The organism is Deinococcus alpinitundrae (genome assembly GCF_009982895.1).
In the GTDB taxonomy this organism is placed as follows: domain Bacteria; phylum Deinococcota; class Deinococci; order Deinococcales; family Deinococcaceae; genus Deinococcus; species Deinococcus alpinitundrae.
This window is the reverse complement of record NZ_WXZL01000010.1, coordinates 113598-132299: the sequence shown is the minus strand read 5'-3', so window position 1 is coordinate 132299 and position 18702 is coordinate 113598. Positions and strand designations below refer to the sequence as shown.

The 18702-nt window shown below is 66.5% G+C and carries 19 protein-coding genes; 9 read left to right on the top strand and 10 right to left on the bottom strand.

Annotation, left to right across the window (positions count from 1 at the left end; all coding sequences use genetic code 11):
- Nucleotides 1–52: 52 nt before the first annotated feature.
- Nucleotides 53–892: a glycine-rich domain-containing protein gene (locus tag GUI70_RS11420; protein ID WP_161882437.1), complete on the bottom strand. Its 840-nt coding sequence runs from the start codon at nucleotides 890–892 to the stop codon at nucleotides 53–55.
- Between the two features lie 209 nt (nucleotides 893–1101).
- On the opposite strand from GUI70_RS11420, the gene GUI70_RS11415 reads away from it, so the two are divergent.
- From GUI70_RS11415 to GUI70_RS11405, 3 genes are read left to right on the top strand one after another with little or no spacing between them, the layout of a single operon-like run.
- Nucleotides 1102–2118, top strand: a complete 1017-nt coding sequence (locus tag GUI70_RS11415; protein ID WP_161882436.1) for a Gfo/Idh/MocA family protein — start codon at nucleotides 1102–1104, stop codon at nucleotides 2116–2118.
- A 22-nt stretch (nucleotides 2119–2140) separates the two neighbouring features.
- Nucleotides 2141–2995, top strand: a complete 855-nt coding sequence (locus tag GUI70_RS11410) for a hypothetical protein (RefSeq protein WP_161882435.1) — start codon at nucleotides 2141–2143, stop codon at nucleotides 2993–2995.
- A gap of 49 nt (nucleotides 2996–3044) precedes the next feature.
- Entirely contained in the window at nucleotides 3045–3371 is a 327-nt protein-coding gene (locus GUI70_RS11405) for a Rieske 2Fe-2S domain-containing protein (protein WP_161882434.1), read from the top strand.
- A gap of 12 nt (nucleotides 3372–3383) precedes the next feature.
- On the opposite strand, the gene GUI70_RS11400 is transcribed toward GUI70_RS11405, so the two are convergent.
- The 3 genes from GUI70_RS11400 to GUI70_RS11390 all read right to left on the bottom strand — a co-directional run bounded on the left by GUI70_RS11400 (nucleotide 3384) and on the right by GUI70_RS11390 (nucleotide 6365).
- The gene (locus GUI70_RS11400; RefSeq protein WP_161882433.1) at nucleotides 3384–3659 is read right to left on the bottom strand and encodes a hypothetical protein; all 276 of its coding nucleotides are present in this window, start codon (nucleotides 3657–3659) and stop codon (nucleotides 3384–3386) included.
- Nucleotides 3656–4216 (bottom strand): hypothetical protein, encoded by a 561-nt coding sequence (locus tag GUI70_RS11395; protein ID WP_161882432.1) that lies wholly within the window; start codon nucleotides 4214–4216, stop codon nucleotides 3656–3658. Before GUI70_RS11395 ends, GUI70_RS11400 begins: the two co-directional genes overlap by 4 nt.
- A 115-nt stretch (nucleotides 4217–4331) precedes the next feature.
- Nucleotides 4332–6365: a thioredoxin domain-containing protein gene (locus GUI70_RS11390; RefSeq protein WP_161882431.1), complete on the bottom strand. Its 2034-nt coding sequence runs from the start codon at nucleotides 6363–6365 to the stop codon at nucleotides 4332–4334.
- 156 nt (nucleotides 6366–6521) lie between these two features.
- Between GUI70_RS11390 and GUI70_RS11385 the strand changes: the two genes are divergently transcribed.
- Nucleotides 6522–7409 (top strand): transglutaminase-like domain-containing protein, encoded by an 888-nt coding sequence (locus GUI70_RS11385; protein WP_161882430.1) that lies wholly within the window; start codon nucleotides 6522–6524, stop codon nucleotides 7407–7409.
- 68 nt (nucleotides 7410–7477) lie between these two features.
- Here the strand turns inward: GUI70_RS11385 and GUI70_RS11380 are convergent, their stop codons facing one another.
- Entirely contained in the window at nucleotides 7478–8689 is a 1212-nt protein-coding gene (locus tag GUI70_RS11380; protein ID WP_161882429.1) for a cysteine desulfurase-like protein, read from the bottom strand.
- An 89-nt stretch (nucleotides 8690–8778) separates the two neighbouring features.
- Between GUI70_RS11380 and GUI70_RS11375 the strand changes: the two genes are divergently transcribed.
- Together GUI70_RS11375 and GUI70_RS11370 are read left to right on the top strand one after the other, a co-directional pair.
- Complete coding sequence (locus GUI70_RS11375; protein WP_161882428.1) at nucleotides 8779–9069, top strand: autorepressor SdpR family transcription factor; 291 nt, start codon at nucleotides 8779–8781, stop codon at nucleotides 9067–9069.
- The gene (locus GUI70_RS11370; protein ID WP_161882427.1) at nucleotides 9066–9737 is read left to right on the top strand and encodes a DUF1648 domain-containing protein; all 672 of its coding nucleotides are present in this window, start codon (nucleotides 9066–9068) and stop codon (nucleotides 9735–9737) included. The genes GUI70_RS11375 and GUI70_RS11370 overlap by 4 nt, the downstream gene beginning before the upstream one ends.
- Nucleotides 9738–9798: 61 nt before the next feature.
- Here the strand turns inward: GUI70_RS11370 and GUI70_RS11365 are convergent, their stop codons facing one another.
- The gene (locus GUI70_RS11365; RefSeq protein ID WP_161882426.1) at nucleotides 9799–11328 is read right to left on the bottom strand and encodes a B12-binding domain-containing radical SAM protein; all 1530 of its coding nucleotides are present in this window, start codon (nucleotides 11326–11328) and stop codon (nucleotides 9799–9801) included.
- Nucleotides 11329–11803: 475 nt separating this feature from the next.
- Here GUI70_RS11365 and GUI70_RS11360 point away from each other — a divergent pair, with 475 nt between their 5' ends.
- Genes GUI70_RS11360 through GUI70_RS11350 form a run of 3 tightly spaced genes read left to right on the top strand, consistent with a single transcriptional unit; the run spans nucleotide 11804 to nucleotide 14553 of the window.
- Nucleotides 11804–12136: a DUF2087 domain-containing protein gene (locus tag GUI70_RS11360; protein ID WP_161882425.1), complete on the top strand. Its 333-nt coding sequence runs from the start codon at nucleotides 11804–11806 to the stop codon at nucleotides 12134–12136.
- Nucleotides 12136–13503 (top strand): DNA repair protein RadA, encoded by a 1368-nt coding sequence (gene radA, locus GUI70_RS11355; RefSeq protein WP_161882424.1) that lies wholly within the window; start codon nucleotides 12136–12138, stop codon nucleotides 13501–13503. Before GUI70_RS11360 ends, radA begins: the two co-directional genes overlap by 1 nt.
- Before the next feature lie 12 nt (nucleotides 13504–13515).
- The gene (locus tag GUI70_RS11350; RefSeq protein WP_161882423.1) at nucleotides 13516–14553 is read left to right on the top strand and encodes a PIN/TRAM domain-containing protein; all 1038 of its coding nucleotides are present in this window, start codon (nucleotides 13516–13518) and stop codon (nucleotides 14551–14553) included.
- Between the two features lie 79 nt (nucleotides 14554–14632).
- Here GUI70_RS11350 and GUI70_RS11345 read toward each other — a convergent pair whose 3' ends face one another.
- The 4 genes from GUI70_RS11345 to GUI70_RS11330 all read right to left on the bottom strand — a co-directional run bounded on the left by GUI70_RS11345 (nucleotide 14633) and on the right by GUI70_RS11330 (nucleotide 18575).
- Nucleotides 14633–15181, bottom strand: coding sequence for a hypothetical protein (locus GUI70_RS11345; protein ID WP_161882422.1), 549 nt, complete (start codon nucleotides 15179–15181; stop codon nucleotides 14633–14635).
- A gap of 198 nt (nucleotides 15182–15379) precedes the next feature.
- Nucleotides 15380–16867 carry a molybdopterin-dependent oxidoreductase gene (locus tag GUI70_RS11340; protein WP_161882421.1) on the bottom strand — a complete coding sequence of 496 codons (1488 nt, stop codon included), beginning with the start codon at nucleotides 16865–16867 and terminating at the stop codon, nucleotides 15380–15382.
- 94 nt (nucleotides 16868–16961) lie between these two features.
- Entirely contained in the window at nucleotides 16962–17660 is a 699-nt protein-coding gene (locus GUI70_RS11335) for a DUF4397 domain-containing protein (protein ID WP_161882420.1), read from the bottom strand.
- A gap of 225 nt (nucleotides 17661–17885) precedes the next feature.
- Complete coding sequence (locus GUI70_RS11330) at nucleotides 17886–18575, bottom strand: DUF4397 domain-containing protein (protein WP_161882419.1); 690 nt, start codon at nucleotides 18573–18575, stop codon at nucleotides 17886–17888.
- Nucleotides 18576–18702: the final 127 nt, after the last annotated feature.

The window sequence follows — 18702 nt, the reverse complement described above, 5'->3', positions numbered from 1 at the left end:
CGCGCTCACCGCTTTGGCGCTGCCGTTCACGGTTGGAGACCGGGTTTGCCCCTCAGCTGCCGCAACCGCCCCCGCAGCCCGAGCCACACCCCGAGCCGCCCCCGTCGCCCCCGCCGCCATCACTGCTGCAACCGCTGCTGCTGTCACTGCTGCCGGAGTCACAACTGCTGCCGCCGTCGAAGCCGGCCAGAAAGCCTGAGAAGCTGAGAAAGCCGCTGTCGTCGCCGGAAGAAGATGAAGTGGACCTGGGCCGCCCAGCCGACTGACGGGCGCGCCGGGCGAGCAGCAGGACGAAACCCAGCCCGATCAGGCCCAGCACCGCCCAACTGCCGAACCTGAAGAGGGCCGCGCCGCCCAGAATCCAGAGGGTCAGCAGCGTCAGCCAAGCTGGAAAGTGGCGACGGCTGGTGCGGGTGTGCTGCGGCTCAGGGCTGGCTGCAGCGGGCCAGATCAGTGAATCCGGCTCACCGAAGCGGGCGCGGTAGAGCGTGAGTGTCTCCTGGTACTGCCGGGCAAAGTGGGCAGAGTCGTCGGCCAGCCCAGCAGAAGGGTCGTGGTGCAGTGTGGCGGGCAGAAGCGGTGTCAGGCGCAGCCAGTAATCGCGGGTGTAGGTCAGGTGCAGGTGCCAGGCGGCGTCCACGGCCCGGCTCGGCGTCACGCTCTGACCGGCGGTGGCGGCCAGCACCACGAAGCGGCGGTACTCGCGCAGCACCGCCAGGGCAAAGGCCAGCGTCCAGCCTTCCTCCCCAGCCAGGCGATCGGCGAATCCACTCGGGAAGTCGTAGGCCAGCAGCCGCTCGGTGAGGGTCTCGACGCTGGGAATGCTCGGGAAGGTGGGTTCCGGCTGAGTCGTTTGCAGCTGAGCGGCGGTCTGAATGCTGAACGCGGTCATGCGGGGCCTCCGGCGGTGGGTGGTCGTGTGGGCGAAGTTCGTTCCTGACCTGATGGTCGGCCCGCCGCTTCAGCGCTCTGTCAGCTGAGCCCCAAGCCTGCCTTGGGCTTGGTCACAGCACCGTCAGGTCGCTGGGTTGCTAGACTCAAGAAGTTGAGCCGCCGCGAGTCAAGTCGCCTGCGCTCGTTTCATTCCTCTAGACTCAGCCCATGACCGATTCAGCTTCTGCCCCCAGCCTGCGCTGGGGCCTGTTCGGCGCGGCCCGCATCGCCCGCGCCCTGATCCCGGCAATTCGTGAGAGCGGTGGCACGGTGGCCATTGTCGGGGTGCGCGACCCCGCTTCCGAACACGCCCGCCGCTTTGCCGAAGAGTGGCAGATTCCCGAAGTCGGCCGCTATCAGGATGTGGTGGACGCCGATATCGACGCGGTGTACAACCCGCTGCCCAACCACCTGCACCTGCCCTGGAGCGCCGCCGCCATGCGGGCGGGCAAGCATGTCCTGACCGAGAAGCCGCTGAGCCTCGACGCCCGCGAGGCCCAGCAGTTCGCGGACGTGGCCGCCGAGACGGGGCGGGTGTCGCTGGAAGCCTTCGCTTACCGCTTTCAGCCGCATGTGGAGCGGTTGCGCCAGATCGTGCAGGGTGGCGAACTCGGCACCATCCGCAGTTACCAGGGCAGCTACGGCTTTGCGCTCAGCAATCCTGACGACTTTCGCTGGCTGCCCGAGATGGGCGGCGGCGCGCTGTTCGACGTGGGCTGCTATCCCATCAACCTGATGCGGCTGCTGCTGGGTGAACCGCAGGGGGTGCAGGCCCAGGCCCGCTGGTCGGCAGGCGGCCCAGAGCGTGGGGTGGACGTGGGCTTCTCGGCAGCGCTGGACTACCCGGGCCCGAATGACAGTGGCGCGCTGGCGAGCGTGAACTGCGCCTTCGACTGGGTGGGTACGCCGCGCGTGGTGCTTCACGGCACGGCGGGCAGCCTGGAAATGGAGCAGCCGTTCGAGTCCAACAGCGCATTCAGGCAGCTGACCCTGACCCTGCGCCTCAACGGACAGGAGGAGCAGTTTGCGCCCAGCAACGGCTACGCCCGGATGGTGACGCACTTCCAGCGCGCGGCGCGCGGCGAGGAGGCGCTGCGCTACCCACCGGGCGACGCCGTGAAGCAGGCCCGCGTGCTCGACGCCCTGTTCGCCTCGGCGCGGGAAGGCAAGCGGGTGGCGCTGTGACGCGCGCAAGCCAGGCTGAGCCGTGAATTTCAAGGGTCTGCTGCTGGCCGCCTTCAGCCTTCTGACACCCGCTGCCCAGGCCGCCGCTACGGGCACCGCTCCGGTGCTGGTGATCTTCGATCAAGACGATGGCGCGGCCCTGCTGGGCGTCTGGGACAACCCGCGCTGGCTCTCGCCGCCGGATGCGGTGCCGAAGGTCAAGGCCGACACCCCCTACACGGTTCGGGGGTTGAGCGGCCCGGGCGTGGGCGCGGTGGGCGGCTCCCCGGTGTCGTACGACTCGCCCTGTCCCGATTACTTCGGCGTGGCCCTCGCGCCCCGCCGGGTGGCCCAGCAGACCCTGATCGCCACCCGCGCCGACCTTCAGGCCCGCCCGCGCCCGGTGGTTCTGTTGCCAAACAGCAACCCAACCTACCGGGCTGTCGTCAGGGCCGAGTTGCAGCGGCGCGGCCTGAAGAACCCGGCGGTCGAGCTTCAGCGGATCGTGCGCGCCGATCTGGACGGCGACGGTAAGGACGAGGTGATCATCGAGGCGAGCCACTTCGCGGAATCGGTGGGGTCGGCCCTGCCGCGCCCAGTGCCGGCGGTCAACGCCTCGGCGGGCGACTTCTCGCTGCTGCTGCTGAGGTCGGTCGTCAGCGGTCAGGTCAAGACGACCGTGCTCGGCGCGGATGTGGTGCTCAAGGCGTCCACCGACATCGATGCGCCGCGCCTCAACCTCCGCTACAGCCTGGAAGGCGTGGCCGACCTCAACGGCGACGGCCAGATGGAAATCGTCACATCCGATTCGTACTACGAGGGCGTGACGCTCGACGCCTGGACCTGGATGCCCGCGAGAGGTCTCAAGAAAGTGCTGGAAACCGGCTGCGGCGTCTGATGCTGCGGGCCTCCGGTGGTAGCGCCCCCGGTTCGCTAGACTGCCGGGCATGAGTGAGCAAGCGCAACTTGAGCGCGTCCTGGTGGGCGCGGCGGCGGAACTTCCCGAAGGCAGCCAGACCGAGGTGAGTGTGGGTGGTCAGTCGGTGGTGGTCGTCAACTATGAGGGGCAGTATCACGCCCTCAAGAACAACTGCACCCACAAGGACTTCCCGCTGCTCGGCGGTGACGTGGACAACGGCCGGATCACCTGCGAGAAGCACGGAGCCAAGTTCGAACTCGCCACCGGCAAGGCCAAGACGCTGCCCGCCGTCAAGCCGGTCAAGATGTTCAGGACCGAAGTGGACGGCGGGCAGGTGTACGTGCTCCCGCTCTAATTAACTAGATGGCTACGGCACTTCGTCTGTCTTCTTGCCCGACACCTGATGGACTGGCGCGCCTGCCGCGTCGCCGGGGTCGCGGCTGAGGCCTGCTGCGCCCGTACCGCCGGTCTCGTCCACGATGGCATCGTTGACCCTCGGTGCCCGGCTCATGCCCCCCACGCTGCTGCTGAGACCGCCCATCGCCTCGTTGGTGGGCAGGTCGCTGCCGCTGTTGGCCGGGACGTCCCCTGCATTGTCCGGCGTCGGTAGAGCGCTGCCATTCAGGTCTGCGGGGTCGGTCACGACCCGTCCTTGTCGGTGCTGACGGTGTCGTTGAGGTTGCCCTTGAGGTACCCCTCGCTGGGTGCACCTGCGGGTAAATCTGCTGTGCCCTCGTTGGGATGGGTGCTGCGCTGCTCGCTGGGCGGGGTGTAGGCCGGGTTGGGGTCGATGTCGCGGGCCAGGAAGGGATCGGGTAGCATGACCCCGCCGGTGTTGCCGCCCGGCAGCAGTCCGGTGGTGGCGACGCTGGCCACACCGCCAGACAGCTCACCGGGCATGCTCACGGCAGGCGGCATTCCGCCCAGACTGCCTACTGGGGTGTCCGCGCCCGCGTAGGCCGGGTCCTGCGGCGCGTGCTCGAAGGCGTCGGGATCGCGCGTCACCAGGGCATTGAGGCCCTTGAAGGTCTGCGCGCCCTCACCGGAGAGGTGGTCGTCCTGGTTCTGGATGCCGCCGATGCCCCGGTCCTGGGTGCCCACCCGGTCCTCGGCAGGCGCGGTGGTGTAGTGCGACTCGTGGTCGTCCTTGGGATCGTGCGGCGTGCTCAGATCGTTGTGCGGATCGCCCTGCTTGGTCATGGGGAGCCTCCTGGCGTGAGATGAGTTCAGTCTGGGCTTCGGGCGTGGACGGCGGCTGAGGAGCGCTTCTGGCTTCCTTGAGGATGGCCCGCCCGGCCAGGTCAGCCCCGACCGATTAACCCAGACCGAGGCGCTCGAGTTGCCCGGCCAGCACCGCCGGGTCCAGGGTGGGCAGTTCGCAGGCCCGGTTCACGCACACATAGGCCACGCCCGCGCCGCCGCGCTGCTCCAGCACGTCCAGCCCGCCGCCCACCTCGGCGGGGGCGATCGCCGTGAACGGCAGGAAGTGGCGGGCGAGTTCGGCAGCCAGCTCAGCGCGCTGCGGCGGCGTGCCCAGCAGGGCGACCTCGGTGTGTGGGGCGGCCAGGAAGGCGGCCACCTGCCACAGCCCGCCGAAGCCGGAGGCGGCCGAGAGCATCTCGCGCTGGAAGGTCTGCACCGTGCGCCGGGCCAGCCGCTCGCCTTCCCTCTCTTCCAGGAAGTAGCGCGACATCCACAGCCCCAGCAGCGCGGCGGCGGCGTTGTCACTCAGCACGGCAGAGTCGAAGGCCTGGGCCTGGCGGGTCAGCAGCACCTCGGCGGGGCCACCCGTCGAGTAGAAGAGGCCTGCCTCCTCGTTCCAGTACTGCCCGGCGCAGCGCTGCCACAGTTCACGCGCCCAGTGCAGGTGCGCCAGATCGCCGCCCGCCTGATACAGAGCAACCAGCCCCAGCCCGTAGAGCGCCTGGTCTTCGATTAAACCGCGCACCCTGGCCACGCCGCCGTGGAAGGTGTGCAATAGCCCGCCGTCCGGGTCGCTCAGGCTGGCCCGCACGAAGTCGGCATTGCGATTGGCGATGTCGAGGTAGTGCGGCTCGCCGGTGATGCGGGCGGCGTCGGCGAAGGCGGCCAGCGCCAGCCCGTTCCAGGAGGTCAGCACCTTGTCGTCGGTGCCGGGATGTGTGCGCTTCCGGCGCTCCTCGAACAGGAGGGTTCTGGCCCGCTCCAGCCGCCCGCGCAGTTCGTCTTCCTCCAGGTCCAACCCGGCAGCCAGATCGGGCCGCGGCTGCGGCATGCTCAGCACGCTGCGCCGCCCGAACTCGGGGTGGTGGGGGTCCATGAAGTTGCCCTCAGGCGTCACGCCGAAAGCCTGCTGCGCCAGTTCGGCGTCCTCACCCAGCAGCGCCAGTTCCTGCAGCGTCCACACGAAGAACTTGCCCTCGATGCCTTCCTGGTCGGCGTCCTGGGCGCTGTAGAAGCCGCCTTCCGGGCTGAGCATCTCGCGCTCTAGGTAAGCCAGCGTCTCGCGGGCCAGCCGCAGCAGATCGGTGTCCTGGCTGATCTGATATGCCCCCAGCAGCGTCCGGGCGAGCTGGGCGTTGTCGTAGAGCATCTTCTCGAAGTGCGGCACCAGCCATCTCTCGTCCACGCTGTAGCGGTGCCAGCCGCCGCCGAGCTGGTCGTAAATGCCGCCCCGGCCCATCTTGTGCAGGGTCGTGAGCGCCATCTGCTGTCCCTGCGGCTGGGTCAGCAGAAAGCTGAGGGTGGTGGGGGCCGGGAATTTGGGTGCGTGACCGAAGCCGCCGAAGCGGGCATCGTAGACGCGGCTGAGGTTCTCGACGCCGCGCTCCAGAAAGTCCTGCGGCAGCGGGTCGGACTCGCTTTCCTGCGGCGTCTGCTCTCTGAGGTGCGCGGTGATGGCCTCCGCATTGCCCAGCACCTTCTCGCGCTCGGTCTGCCAGGTCTGGGCCAGGCTACTCAGCACCCGGGCAAAGCTTGGCAGGCCCTGGCGGTCGGTCGGCGGAAAGTAGGTGCCGGCATAAAACGGCTCGCCGTTGGGCAGGGCGAACACCGTCATCGGCCAGCCGCCCGACCCGGTCATGGCCTGCACCGCGCTCATGTACACGCCGTCCACGTCGGGGCGCTCCTCACGGTCAATCTTGACGTTCACGAAATGGGCGTTCATGAACCCGGCCACCTGCGCGTTCTCGAAGCTCTCGTGCGCCATCACGTGGCACCAGTGGCAAGTCGAGTAGCCCACGCTCAGCAGCAGCGGCACATCCCGCTCACGGGCGGCGGCGAAGGCTTCCTCGCCCCAGGGATACCAGTCCACCGGGTTGTCCTGGTGCTGGCGCAGGTACGGGCTGGATTCGTGGGCAAGTCGGTTCATGCCTCAGGGTAAATCAAACACGCGGGGCGGGCCACACGGAAACCGAAGTCGGGGGCTGCTGCGAATTGTTCGGCGACGGCGGCCCAGGTTGCGCCTCACGGCAGGGTCCCAGGCCGCTGCGCCTTGCGATCTGGGCAATCTGTGAAAAGATAAGTCATGTCTGCGCCCGCTTTGTCCATGACCGACCTGATCCGCGTCCGCGTAGGCTTCTCGCTCACCTTCGAAGTGCCGTTTCCGACCCCGATGCTGTTTGTCGTCGAACCCACCGAGCGCCCCAGCCAGCACATCATCGAGGCCCGCCGCGCCGTGACCCCGCGCAGCGGCGTGACCCATCTGTACCGCTACGACGATGCCCACGGCAACGTGGTGTGGCGCATGCTGGCCCAGCCCGGCAATCTGGTGGTCAGCCACGACTTGCTGGTGGACGTGTCGGGCCTGCCCGATCCGCAGTCTCCCGAGCTGCCCAAGACCCCGGTCGAAGAATTGCCCGACGACACGCTGCGCTTCCTCTTGCCCAGCCGCTACGTCGATTCCGATTTGCTGGCCGCCGAGGCCTGGGAGCGCTTCGGGCACATTCAGGGCGGCTGGGCACAGGTGCAGGCCATCAGCGATCACCTCTACGGCTCGTGCATCTACGGGGTGGGCAGCAACTCCACCACTACCGCCCAGCAGGCCTACGCCTCGGGCAAGGCGGTCTGCCGCGATTTTGCGCACATGGGTGTGGCGTTTTGCCGGGCGCTCAACATTCCGGCGCGCTACGTCTGCGGCTATCTGGGCGACATCGGCATTCCGCCCGACGGCGTGCCGATGGACTTCCACGCCTGGTTTCAGGCCTACTTGGGCGGCGAGTGGCGCAACTTCGACGCCCGCCACAACCACCCCCGGATCGGCCGCATCCTGATCGCCACCGGGCGCGACGCCGCCGACGTGGCCTTCACCACCACCTTCGGCGCGGCCCGCCTCACCGATATGAAGGTCTGGGCCGATCAGGTACCGCTGGACGAGCGGTTGCCCGACGAGGTGCTGGGCGAGGCCTGGGAATAGCGCGGAGCGGAAGGGCAATGGGGACCAGGCAACCGAACGGCCTGGTCCCCATTGCCCTTCACCGAGAGTCAGCGGCCTGACTTCACCGCCGCCAGCAGGGCGTCCACGTCCGCCGCCGAGGTGTAATGCGCCAGGCTGACCCGCACCACGCCGTCGGGATAGAGATTCAGGCGCTTGACCGGCATCACGGCGTAGAAGTGCCCCGCCGCCACGCTGACGCCCGAGCGCATCAGGCGCTCGGCGGTTGTCAGCGGCGACTCGCCCGCCACCCGGAAGCCCAGCGTGCCGACCCGCTGTTCGGTGGTCTCGGGGCCGTAGACGCTGACACCATCGGTGCCCTGCAAGCCGCTAAGCATCTGCGCGAGCAAAGGTGCTTCCAGCGCGTGAATGCGCTCATAAGCGGCCTCCAGCGCGGCGCGGCTGAACGTCTGCTGACCGCCCAGCTCGGCCAGATACTCGAGCGTGCCCAGCCATCCGGCCAGCAGTTCGTACTGCGGCGTGCCGTGCTCCAACTTGGTGATATCGTCCTCGGCCACGAATTCCAGCTTGGGCACCGGCAGGCCCGCCAGCAGCTCGCCGCGCACGTACAGCGCCCCCAGGTGCGGTGCCCAGACTTTGTAGGGGCTGAAACACAGGAAGTCGCAGCCCCAGGCCTGCACGTCGATCAGGGTGTGCGGCGCGGCGTGAACGGCGTCCACCATCAGCCAGCCGCCTGCGGCGTGAACGGCCCGGCTGACGGCGGGAATGTCCACCGTGATACCCAGCGCGTTGCTGGCCGCCGTCACTGCTACCAGCCGGGTGCGCGGGGTCAGGAGCGCTTCCAGGTCGCTGACTGCCAGCGTCATGTCGCCCTGCGTGCGCCAGATGTTCACCTTCACGCCCACCCGTTCCAGCTCGCGCCAGGGGCTGGCGTTGGCCTCGTGCTCCAATTCGGAAATAACGATCTCGTCGCCCTCGCCCCACAGCCGCGCGAAGGCGGCGGCCAGCCGGAAGTTCAGCGCGGTGCTGCTCTGCGCCAGCGCCACCTCGCCCGGTGCGGCGTTGATGAAGGCGGCGGTGGCTTCCCGCGCCCGCACTTTCAGCGCCATGATCTCGGCTCCGGCGGCGTGCCCAGGCGTGGAGTTGGTCGCGCCGTAGCGCATCAGGTGGTCGGTGATGGCCGTGATGCTGCGCGTGGGCAGCAGGCCGCCCGCCGCGTTGTCGAAGTAGATCAAGCCGTGCTGGAGCGGCGGAAACTGCTGGCGGATTTGCTCCAGGCTGAGCGGAGAAGTCAGGGTCATGCCTTCAGGATAGTCCTCCTGGGCTTGACAGGTGTTGGATGAATGTTTATTATTTCGTTAGTTGGCGAAATAACAAAATAGGAGACACAGTGAATGAAGTCTTCAAAGCGCTGGCCGACCCCACCCGCCGCGAGATTCTGCGCGAGTTGCGCGGCGGCGAGCGCACGGCGGGCGAGCTGGCCGAGCTGTTTCCGCTCACCAAAAGTACCCTCAGCGGCCACTTCGCGGTGCTGAAGGCCGCCGATCTGGTGCAGACCGAGAAGCGCGGCACGACGGTGCTCTACCGGCTCAATACCACCGTGTTTCAGGACGTGCTGATAGGACTGCTGGGCCTGTTCGGCGAGCCGGACACTCACTTGAAAGGGGAGAGCAGACCATGAATGAACATGCCATCATCTCGGTCAAACAGGAAGGGTCGACTTTGCTGGTGCTGGCCGTCAACGCCGCGTTGATCGTCTGGACCTGGAACCGCATTCCCGAAACCCTGCCGGTCCACTGGAACGTTCAGGGCGAAATAGACCGGTATGGCGGGCGCTTCGAGGCGCTGGCGCTGGTACCGCTGATCTTGCTGGCGGTCTCGCTGCTGCTGATCGCCTTGCAGTCCCGCATGCCAAAAAACACGGAGATCATGCGGGTGGTGCGGCTGGGCCTGAGCCTGCTGGGCCTATGTATCACCGCCCAGTACGCGCTGGACTGGACCCCTGAACGCGCTGTCTTGCTGGGAATGGGCCTAGTCTTTGTGCTGCTCGGCAATGTGATGGGTAAAGTGCAGCCGAGTCCATGGGTGGGCTTCCGCACCCCCTGGACCTTTCTGAGCAAGCGGGCCTGGCACAAAAGCCAGCGCCGGGGCGGGGTGTTTCTGGTGTGCTTCGGGCTGCTGAGTCTGATCGTCGGCCTGCTCGTTCCCAGCGCGTGGCTGCTTCCGTGGCTGATGCCGCTGGGGTTTGTGCTGACCCTCTTCGGCGGCATCGGCTGGCTGACCTACCTGTCTTATCTGGATTATCGGCAAGATCCCGCCCCGGAGCCGGTTCGCAGCGTTCGAGGGTAGGCGGTCAGCAAAGGGCGCGGCTCCTCTAATGGAACGCCGCGCCTTTTCCTTTTGCTGAAGGCTAGACCGCCAGCCCCTCGTGTTGTCCGCTTGCGCCGCGCACGATCTGGCCTGCCGGAAGCTCGATGCGGCTCTCGTTGGCCTCGAACTCGTCGCTCCAACCCACCTCTTCCAGCGCCTTTTTCCAGGCCCCGATACTCTCGTTGCGGTAGATCTGATAGGCCGCCATGCCGATCTCCGGCCCGCCGCGTGCAATCACGGATTCGACCCAGGCCCACTTGGCCGACACGTTGCGAAGCTCGGCGGTGGTGCGCAGTTCCTTCTGGATGCGCTTGAGCCGCGCCTCGATGACCTTGACGCCCGCGAACGAGTCCTGAAAGTGCGGTGTGTGCCGCTTGGGCACGAATGGCGAGATACCCAGCGCGATGCGGTTGACTTGGGCAAGTTCCTTGGTAAATGAGATCAGCTCGGAGATGTCCTCGTCGTTCTCCGGCCCCAGCCCGATCATCATGTAGACCTTGAGGCCCGAGAACTTCAGGTCGCGGCTGATCTGGGCGGTCTTGAGCAGGTCCTCGGTGGTGATGCCCTTCTTCAACCAGCGGCGCAGGCGCTCGGACGGCGCGTCGGAAGCCACCGTGAAGGTGCGCAGGCCACCTGCCTTCAGAATCTCGGCCAGTTCCTCGTCCACCGTATCGGCGCGAATGCTGCTGACGCCCAGCTTGACGCCGCGCTCGGTGAGGGTGCGCCCCACATACTTGGTGTGCGGAAAGTCGGAGAGCGCCGCGCCCACCAGCCCCACCTTCTGCGCCCAGTCGGGAATGTGGGCGAGCAACTCGTCGCCGCCGTTGTTGCGGTTGGGGCCGTACATGGTGCGCGCCAGGCAGAAGGTGCAGGGGCGTGGGCAGCCGCGCTGCGCCTCGATCAGGAACATGTTGGAGAGTTCGCTGTGCGGGGTCACGATCTGTGAGTAGGCGGGCAGCAGCTCCTTGGGCGCGGTGGCCCAGTTCGGCTCGACGGTATGCCTTGCCGGAAGAAAGATGCCCGGCATGCCGTCAACGAGGTCGTAGAAATCCTCACGGGTATCAGAGGCCCGTAGCGCCTCGCTCACCATCGGCACGATTTGTTCGCCGTCGCCGATCACGATCAGATCGGCAAAGGGAGTCAGCGGATACGGGTTGGAACTCGTCAGCGGGCCGCCGATCATCACGATGGCGTCGGTGTCGTTACGCTCGCTGCGCAGGGGCCGCAGTCCGGCCAGATCGAGCGTGCGGATGATGTTGGTCAGATCGAGTTCGAAGCTCACGCTCATGGCGAACAGTTCGCAGTCGCCCGCGTCTTTGCCGCTCTCCACAGTAGGCAGTGACTGATTTTGCTTCTCAAACTGCTCCACGTCGTCGGGCAAAAAGGCCCGCTCGCAGGCCACGCCTTCCTCGTTGTTGAACATCCGGTAGATGACCTGAAAGCCTAAGCTCGCCATGCCCACCGAGTAGCGGTTAGGAAACACCAGCGACACGCGGATGGGGGCCTGTTTGAACATGGTGCCGGTCTCGGCGTCCAGCAGCGGTTTGATTTGGGTACGCCAGTAGCTCAAAACTCCTCCGGGGTGAGGGTGCCGGAAGATCTAAGTCACTCGCGCGCACCGCAGCTTTGCATCTTAGCGGCTGCGGGCCTAGGAGAGTGGGGGCCAGCTTTGTTTTGTGCGCTGGGTGGAAAGGTCAAGTGGCTTCGGCTTTCAGGCTTTTGCGGTCGTCCCTCTCCCCCAGCCCCCTCCCCGGTGGGGAGTGGAAGGAGGTCGCTCCGCTCGGGATGGAGCTTCCGGCATTTCATTTGGCTGCTTGCGGCGGCGTTCCAGAGCGTGGTGTGGGGCGGTCAAGGCGTGGCCTTTGCGGCGAAGACCTGCCCGGCCAGGAGAGTTGGAAGGCAGGGTGCGTTTTGTTTTTTCTCGCCTCCGTGCTGTGCAACGGGTTGCGGGCGTGGCGGACTGGGTCAGAAAGCGAAGCGCACCGCTTTCTTTCCGGCCATCCAACTTCCAGTTTCCTGGGGCCAAACCCGCTAGCATCCGGGGCATGACGAAAAGTATTGCCGCCTTTCAAGACGAGCATGGGCGCGTGACCACCTGGCCCAGCGACCGCCGCCGTGCCCATCAGCTCGCCGTGCTCAGCCACCTCTCCGCCCAGCTCGACGGCGGCCACCTCTACACCGCCGCCGATCTCGACACCTTCCTGCACGACCACACCACCCTGGAAGACGTGTCGGTGCTGCGCCGCGAACTGGTCGAGGGCGATTACCTGATGACCGACGGCGAGCAGTTCTGGAAGGCCGGGAGCCGTCCCACCGGCTCGGCCACCCTGCCCACCCCGCAGGCCGAGGCGGCGCTGCACAAGCCACCGCTCAAATAATGGCCCGCGTTCAGACCAAGTACGTTTGCCAGTCGTGCGGCTACCAGGCGTCGGGACCGCTGGGCCGCTGCCCCAACTGCCAGGCCTGGAACAGCTTCGAGGAGGAGACCCCCGCCCTGAGCAGCAAGGGCAAGGCCATCGGCGGGGCCTACGGCGGCGTCACCGGCGGCAAGCTGACCGGTCTGATCAGCGTCGGGCGCCGCGAGGAACCCCGGCTCGCCAGCGGAATGCCCGAACTCGACCGGGTGCTGGGCGGCGGCTTGGTGGCGGGCGGCGTCACATTGATCGGCGGCGAACCCGGCATCGGCAAATCCACCTTGCTGCTTCAGGTGGCGCATCAGCTCTCGCTCTCTGGCCGCACCGTGCTGTATGTGGCGGGCGAGGAATCGCTCGAACAGATCCGCCTTCGCGCCGACCGGTTGGGCGTCACTTCCGACATCCAGCTGACCCGCGACACGCGCGCCGAGCACATCGCGGCCCTGATGCAGGAACACAAACCCGCGCTGTGCATCGTGGACAGCATCCAGACGGTGCAGATCGAGGGGGACGGCGCGTCGGGCGGCGTGGCCCAGGTGCGCGAGGCCACCAGCTTGCTGACCCGTGCGGCCAAGGAATCCGGCACGGCCACGGTGCTGGTCGGCCACGTCACCAAGGAAGGCACGGTGGCCGGGCCGAAGGTGATGGAGCACATCGTGGACACCACCGTGTTTCTGGAATCGGTGGGCCAGTACCGGCTGCTGCGGTCGGTCAAGAACCGCTTCGGGCAGGCGGGTGAACTCGGCGTCTTCGAGATGCGCGCCGAGGGGCTGATCGCGGTGGACAACCCCTCGGCGGCGTTTCTGGCCGAGCGCCCGGTCGGCGTGCCGGGCAGCGTGGTCGCTGCCACCCTCGACGGCCACCGCCCGATGCTGCTGGAAGTGCAGGCGCTGGCAGCCAAGACGCCCTACCCCAACCCGCGCCGGGTCGTCGTGGGCCTCGATCCGCGCCGGGTGGATGTGGTCCTGGCTGTGCTGGAGCGCCGCCTTGACCTCAACCTGGGCGGGCTGGACATTTACGTCAACCTGGCGGGCGGCCTCAAGGTGCTCGACCCAGGCCTGGACCTGGCCATTGCCATCGCGGTGTATTCGGCAGTCGTCGGCAAGGCGCTGCCCGGCGATGTGGCGGTGTTCGGCGAGGTCGGCTTGGCCGGAGAGGTGCGCGCCGTGACCGGCCAGCAGCGCCGCGCCGAGGAAGCCCGCCGCACCGGCTACGACCGCCTGGTGGTGCCCCCGGGTCTGGAAGGTGAGCGTAAGGGCGGCGGCGTGCGCAGCGTTGAGGACGCACTCGGCGTGGTGTGGCAGACCGCCGGAGCGCAGCGCGGCGTGTAGACTGGAGATTGAATGTCTGCTGTTCGCACGTTGACCCTGCTGGTGGGGCTGTTATTCGGCTGGGCGCTGGGCCGTTGGCTGCCTCCGGCGGCCTCGCCCAGCGCCCAGCTCACCAATACCCTGTCACTGATGCTGGCCGGGATGCTGGCCGCCTTCCTGATCGCTTCCCGCATCGAGCGCCGCTGGGTCGGCACCGCTGAGCGGATCCAAGCCTGGTACGCCGGAGTTTCGCCGCGCACGGTCACGGCGGCGACCTTTGGGCTGGTCATCGCCCTGTTGGTCAGCGTGCTGCTCAGCAATCTGCTCGGTGGCGTGCCGGTCTACCGATGGTGGTGGAATGTGATCATCACCGGAGTGCTGGCGGCCTTTTTTGTCACCTTCGCGGTGCGGAACGCTGACGCCTTTAGCGGGTTCGGCCCCGCGCCGCGCAAGAAGCAGGGCGGCAAGCTGCTCGACAGCAATGTGATCATCGACGGTCGCATCGTCGATCTGGCCCGCGCCGGGTTTATCGAGGGCGAACTGATCGTGCCCGGCTTCGTGCTGCGCGAGTTGCAACTGCTGGCCGACCACGGCGACACCCAGAAGCGTACGCGCGGCAAGCGTGGCCTGAACGTGCTCGAAGAGCTGCGCCAGGTGACTCTCCTGCGCGTCGAGGACTGGGACACTGCCGACCTGAGCACCGTGGACGATAAACTGGTGCGCCTGGCCCGCGAAACCGGGGCGAGACTCATGACCAACGATTCCAACCTCAGCAAAATTGCCAAGCTGCACGGCCTGACGGTGCTGAGCCTGAACGAGGCGGCGGTGGCCCTGCGCCCGCAGCTTCAGCCGGGCGACGTGCTGACCGTCACCGTGACCAAGGGCGGTCAGCAGGCCGGGCAGGGTGTGGCGTACCTCGACGACGGCACCATGATCGTCGTCGAGGACGGCCAGAAACTCAGGGGTCGCCCCGCCCGCGTGGTGGTCGTCAACAATGTGCAGACCAATGTGGGCCGCATGATCTTTGCAAAGCCCGACAAGGACGGCAGCGAGGAGTCGGCCTCGGCCTGAGCGCGCCCGTTTCAGCACGAGCAAGACAAGTCAAAGGGCGACTCCGGAGTGGAGTCGCCCTTTGACTATTCAGCTGTCTTCAGCCGACGATCTGCCCGCCGTGGCGCTCCGCCGCTGCCTGCACGGCGGCCATCGGTACCGAGTCCTCGACGGCGATGGCGCGCCCGCCGTTGTTGACGGTCTCATTGATGCGGTCGTAGTGCTCATCGTTGAGGTTGTAGTTGCTGCCTGCGCCGCCAGTCTCGTCCACGCCCGCCGCGCCGCCGATGGCTCCCACACCCGCGCCGACGCCCGAACCCAGTGCCGCCATGCCTAGGATGACTGGCAGGGCCAGTCCACCGGTCGCGACAGTGGTGGCCGTGGCGACCACACCGGCAATCGCGCCTGCAACCAGACCGACGCCAGTGCCCTTGACCGCGCCCTCGCCGGCGTCCTCGGCGGTACCACCGTCGGTGTAGCCGGGGTCAGTGGTGCCGAGCAGAGGCGTAGTGTCGGTTGCCGAAGTGCTCATGCTCGACTGGCGGTTGAACGATGCCTGACCCATGTCGGGCTGAATCAGGTTCTGCGACTGCAAATCTTGAACGAAGGCGTCAGCCTGGGCCACCGTGGGAAATATAAGATGCTTCATGGATTACAGTTTGCGGTGGGCCTGTCAGGCACAGATGAGAAAGACATCAACTGAGGTTACGGAACTGGCATGTGTTGTGATGATCAATCCTGGTTGTTGAATGGAAGTCCATTTATTTCTGACGACGCCATATGGAAATCAACTTAAACTCCTGTAGATCTTCATTCGGCCTTGAACATGTGGGGAGAACCGACCCGCTCAACTGGCTTGGACCTCGAATGTATGGTGTCCTGTCGCGCCCTCCGGCAGGGCATCCTTCTGGGCCGTCTTCTGCCCGACCTCGCCCGAGAAGGCCCGCACCGACAGCATGTGGCTCCCTGCCGCCGGGGTCCAGGCCAGCTGCCAGGGGGTCCAGGCATACCTGCTGCGGGGCCTCACCAGCTCGGCCTCGCGCCAAGTCTGCTCGCCGTCGGTGCTGACCTCGACTTTGGTGATCAGCTGGCTGTAGAAGGCCACGCCCCGGATGAAGGTGGGCACGCCCGCCTTGACACCAGGATCGATCTCTGGCGGCTGATCGATACGGCTCATCAGCTCGACGCGCGCCGTCCTCGACCAGTCGCGCTTGACCCAGTAGCCCGGCTGGTCCTCGGCGCTGAGAGTGAGTTTGGTGATCCACCTCGGCTGCTTCATGCCGTAGCGGCCCGGAATCAGGACCCGCAGCGGAAAGCCGTGCCTGGCGTTGAGCGGAGAGCCGTTGAGCTGCGTCACCATCAATATTTCGGGGTCGAGCGCCTCGCCCAGCGGCAGCGACTCGGTGTAGCCGTCGGCCGCCTCCCACAGCACGAAGCGGGCCTCCTTTTGCATGCCGACCTCGCCCAGCAACGCCGAGAGCCGGAAGCCGCTCCAGACGCCGTTGGAGATCAGCGGGCCGCCCACCGGGTTGGAGATGCACGAGAGGGTGCGCTCGCTGGTGACGGGCGCGAACTGCTGAAGGTCACTCAGGCTGAAGGTGCGCGGGCGCTGGACCAGGCCGCCCACCGTCAGTGTCCACTTCTCGGCACTCAGGCGCGGATCGAAGGCTTCGAGGTTCTTGGAGACGTAGTAAAACTGCTCGACCGGGGTGACGCCGAACGGCAGTGGGTCGCCGGGCAGCAGGGCGTCGGTGGTCGTCGCGGCATTGCCCGATTTGAACAGGGCGGTGAGGCCGCCACCTGCCGCCAGCAGTCCTCCGGTGGCCAGGCCCAGCGTGGTGGTGCGCCGGGTCGGGTCGGGGTGGGTCGCCGCGGGCTTTGCACCGGCAGGTGCCGGGGCCAGCAGCCGGTTGACGCCTTCCAGCAGCGCCCAGAACACCAGGCCGTAGACGATGGGCAGCCACCAGCCGAGTGCCCCCAGCCCCAGGATGCACAGGATCGCCAGCGAGATTCCGGCGATCAAGGGCCGCTCCAGCGTGCCGAGCAGACTCAGGCCGCCCAGCCACAGCACGGCCACGCCGCTGAAGGCCAGCAGTTTGGCGTCCTGGCCCAGGCCCAGCAGCCGGTGCAGGAGCTGGAAAATGGCAGGCGTGCCCAGCAGTTGCGTCAGCGTGCCGTAAAGGGTGATCGGAGGATACGCCCAGCTGGCCCAGACGAGCGCTGCGTAGCCGGTGGCGCTCAGCAGCACGGCGGCGATCCAGGCCCGCAGCAAGCGCCACCCGAATGGGCCTGCCGGGTGCCGGGGTGGTCTGGACGGTCGGGCAGTGCTTGTCATGCGGCCTCTCCTTGACGGAACGTGTCAAACGAAACAGGGAAGGGGCGCGCAGCCCACCAGCCGCGCGCCCGCTTCCGTTGAAAATGGGGTCGGCTTACTTCTTGCCCATGCTGCCCATCTCCAGCTTGTCCTCGGTCACGATGATATCGAAGTTGTTGTTCTTGAGGGTGCCCACCGCGAACAAGCTGTAGGTCTTGCCGCCTGCCACGCTGATGCCCGAGACGTTCTTGACCACCGGGGCCATCTTGCCGTAGGGCACGATGTCGAGGTTGACGCCCATGGGGTTGACCAGCAGGGTGCGGTCGTAGCCGTACTTGAGGCCGCCCTTGAGCAGCGGGGCCTTCATCATGTCGACGGCCAGCGCCTGCACTGGGGGAGCGTCGGGAGCCAGGTGGTAGACAGTGATCTCGGCCTTGGCCTTGTTCTTGTTGAGGCCGCTGGTGTAGAAGATGATCGGGGTGACTTTCTTGAGGTAGCCCGAGGCCGCCACCGTGTAGTACACGCCGGGCTTGAGGTTCACGCTGCCGCTGAAGACGACGGCCTTCATATTGCCTGCCGCCGTGATCATGACCTTGTGCATCCCGGCAGGCACCTCGCCGTAAGGAGTCACAGCTTTGAAAGGCGCATTGGCGACGGTGCGGGTGCCGTCCACGTAGACGTCCACGGCGGGCGCATCCGAAACGGCATGAACGACGCGCACATAGGCGCTTTTCATGTTCATGCTCTGGGCGGAGGCGGACACGCTGAGGGTGAGGGCGGCGGCGATCAGGGCGGTCGTCTTGGACTTGATCATGGTGGTGCTCCTTTGGAGTTGGGCGCAGGTGGGCCGCGCTGCTCGGGCTTCAGTGGGTTGTATGCCGTAGAAGGGATCTTCGGATGTTGGGCGGGCCGTTGCGGAACTTGAGCAAAACTTTAGAAAGGGAAGCGGTGCAGGCAAAAGCGGAACCCGGCAGTACCGAAATCAAGTCTCTGTCTGCCGGGTCCCGCTTTTGCCTGCGCTCAGGCTGTTACGGAAAGCTTACTTGCTGCCCATGCTGCCCATCTCCAGCTTGTCTTCGGTGGCCACGACGTCGAAGCTCTTGCCGGCCAGGGTGCCCAGGGCGAACAGGCTGTAGGTCTTGCCGCCCGCGATGCTCAGGCCCGTGACGTTCTTGACCACCGGGGTGGTCGCGCCGAACGGCACGATGTTGAGGTTGACGGCCATCGGCGCGACCATCAGCGTGCCCATGTTGCCGTAGGACAGGCCCTTGGGCAGCAGCGCGGTGTTGTTCATGTCGACCACCAGGGCCTGCACGCGGGGGCCGTCGGGCGCGAGGTGGTAGACGTTGACCTGGGCCTGGCCCGGATCGGTGTTGAGGGCGTCCATCGTGAAGATCTTGGGCTTGAGGTTGGCGAGGTAGCCCACCGCCGCGACAGTGTAGTAGGTGCCTGCCTTGAGGTCGACCTTACCCTCGAAGACCACCGTGCTGGCGCTGCCTGCCGCCGTGATCTTGACATCGTGGCTTCCGGCAGGCACGTTGCCGTAAGGGGTCACGGCCTTGAAGGGCGCGTTCGAGACGGTCTTGGTGCCGTCCACGTACACGTCCACAGCGGGAGCGTCGGCCACGGCGTGAACGATGCGGACGTAGGCATCGTTGGCCTGGGCACCTGCCGACACGCTGAGCATCAGGGCAGCGGCGATCAGTGCGGACTTGTTGAAGCTGGTCATGATTTCTCCTTGAATTGGGGAATGGAAGCAAAAGAAAATCCGGCAGTCAGATGTAATCTGGCTGGACGAATAGAAAAGCCACCTTCTTCCTACGGTTTGGTCGAAACACCCGGTCTTTTAACGCTCT

Coding starts and splice junctions, on each gene's coding strand:
- GUI70_RS11390 (WP_161882431.1), bottom strand. CDS start 6,365: ATGAACCGACTTGCCCACGAATCCAGCCCGTACCTGCGCCAGCACCAG.
- GUI70_RS11335 (WP_161882420.1), bottom strand. CDS start 17,660: ATGATCAAGTCCAAGACGACCGCCCTGATCGCCGCCGCCCTCACCCTC.
- GUI70_RS11360 (WP_161882425.1), top strand. CDS start 11,804: ATGACGAAAAGTATTGCCGCCTTTCAAGACGAGCATGGGCGCGTGACC.
- radA (WP_161882424.1), top strand. CDS start 12,136: ATGGCCCGCGTTCAGACCAAGTACGTTTGCCAGTCGTGCGGCTACCAG.
- GUI70_RS11380 (WP_161882429.1), bottom strand. CDS start 8,689: ATGACCCTGACTTCTCCGCTCAGCCTGGAGCAAATCCGCCAGCAGTTT.
- GUI70_RS11345 (WP_161882422.1), bottom strand. CDS start 15,181: ATGAAGCATCTTATATTTCCCACGGTGGCCCAGGCTGACGCCTTCGTT.
- GUI70_RS11420 (WP_161882437.1), bottom strand. CDS start 892: ATGACCGCGTTCAGCATTCAGACCGCCGCTCAGCTGCAAACGACTCAG.
- GUI70_RS11415 (WP_161882436.1), top strand. CDS start 1,102: ATGACCGATTCAGCTTCTGCCCCCAGCCTGCGCTGGGGCCTGTTCGGC.
- GUI70_RS11370 (WP_161882427.1), top strand. CDS start 9,066: ATGAATGAACATGCCATCATCTCGGTCAAACAGGAAGGGTCGACTTTG.
- GUI70_RS11340 (WP_161882421.1), bottom strand. CDS start 16,867: ATGACAAGCACTGCCCGACCGTCCAGACCACCCCGGCACCCGGCAGGC.
- GUI70_RS11385 (WP_161882430.1), top strand. CDS start 6,522: ATGTCTGCGCCCGCTTTGTCCATGACCGACCTGATCCGCGTCCGCGTA.
- GUI70_RS11350 (WP_161882423.1), top strand. CDS start 13,516: ATGTCTGCTGTTCGCACGTTGACCCTGCTGGTGGGGCTGTTATTCGGC.
- GUI70_RS11405 (WP_161882434.1), top strand. CDS start 3,045: ATGAGTGAGCAAGCGCAACTTGAGCGCGTCCTGGTGGGCGCGGCGGCG.
- GUI70_RS11395 (WP_161882432.1), bottom strand. CDS start 4,216: ATGACCAAGCAGGGCGATCCGCACAACGATCTGAGCACGCCGCACGAT.
- GUI70_RS11330 (WP_161882419.1), bottom strand. CDS start 18,575: ATGACCAGCTTCAACAAGTCCGCACTGATCGCCGCTGCCCTGATGCTC.